Annotated in this window: 1 pseudogene; it reads left to right on the top strand. The window is 40.8% G+C overall.

Annotation, left to right across the window (positions count from 1 at the left end):
• Positions 1 to 35 precede the first annotated feature (35 nt).
• A pseudogene (gene ltrA, locus F6K20_RS37910) lies at positions 36 to 1,445 on the top strand (group II intron reverse transcriptase/maturase); the annotation flags it as partial.
• Between the last annotated feature and the right edge of the window lie 122 nt (positions 1,446 to 1,567).

The following is a 1,567-nucleotide window of genomic DNA, read 5'->3' as shown; positions in this document are numbered from 1 at the left end:
TGTCTTTGGGGTTTCCCCCATGAGCGACTGCATCAAGACAACGAATATATCGAGCCTCTGTTCGTGGTGATGTTCGCGTGGTAAGAAAGTTGCAAAAGACTCTGATGAAGTCCTGGACTGCCAAAATGATAGCGGTCAGAAAAGTCACTCAGGAAAATAGAGGTAAAAAGACTGCCGGAATAGATGGGGTCAAAGCTTTAACCAACAAGCAACGCCTCGTCTTAGTAGCCAACCTCAAAACCTCCAAAAAGGCGAAGCCAACCAGAAGGGTATGGATACCTAAACCTGGACGGAAAGAAAAACGCCCACTGGGAATACCGACCATGTATGACCGCGCATTACAGGCACTCGCCAAACAGGCTTTAGAACCTGAATGGGAAGCAAAATTTGAACCTAACTCATACGGGTTTAGACCAGGACGCTCATGTCATGATACTATCGAAGCAATATTCAACTCCATCAGAAGCAAACCAAAATGGGTGCTAGATGCAGATATTGCTAAATGCTTCGATAAAATCAACCATAAAACCCTAATATCAAAACTAAATACTTATCCATCCATGAGACGTCTAATAAAGTCCTGGCTTAAAGCTGGTGTGATGGATAATGGAACATTCTCACCTACAAAAGAGGGCACTCCCCAAGGTGGAGTAATATCTCCACTTCTGGCGAACATAGCCCTCCACGGCATGGAAAAGGTTGTATGGGATTTTGCCGATTCTGTTAAAGGCAAAAAGACCTATTACAAAAAAGGATTAAACCTAATCAGATATGCTGATGATTTCGTAATACTACACCAAGACCAGAAAGTGATAGAAGAATGTCAAAGGGTCATAAACGAATGGTTAAAAGACATGGGATTGGAATTAAAACCAAGTAAAACACAAATAATCCATAGTTTTGACGGATTTGACTTCTTAGGATTCAATATACGTCAATATCATGTAGGAAAAAACCACTCAAAACAAGGTTTTAAAACCATCATCAAACCATCAAAAGAAAAAGTTCTAGAACATTATGGGCAACTCTCAAACACTATCAACCGTCATAGAGCTGCCCCCCAGGATATATTAATATACAACCTTAAACCCATTATAAGAGGATGGTGTAATTACTACAGCTCAGTATGTAGTAAAGAAACATTCAAAGGGTTAGACCATAAACTCTGGAACAAATTACAAAGATGGGGATACAGGAGACATCCAAAGAAATCCAAGACCTGGGTAAACCATAAATATTGGGGAACTCTAGAAGAGGACAATTGGGTATTCATGACTTTGGATAACTACCTACCCAAACATGGTAAAACACCCATAATCAGGCACACCAAAGTCAAAGAATCCAGAAGTCCCTACGACGGAAACCTAATATACTGGAATACCAGAATGAGAAAACATCCTGAGATGACCACTCAGAAGGGAAGGCTTTTAGAACGGCAAGAAGGGTTTGAAGTTACCGTAAGATAGTGGAGCCTTTATAGTTGGTAGGTTATGCGTAAAAGGTTGAAGTCTTTTGTAGTAAGGCGACCCTATCTAAGGTTTCGTTTCCGGAAATGTGCTCATTGTGG

This window comes from Moorena sp. SIO2C4, assembly GCF_010672485.1.
GTDB lineage: Bacteria > Cyanobacteriota > Cyanobacteriia > Cyanobacteriales > Coleofasciculaceae > Moorena > Moorena producens.
The sequence above is the reverse complement of the archived record's forward strand: the minus strand, read 5'-3'. Positions and strand labels throughout refer to the sequence as shown.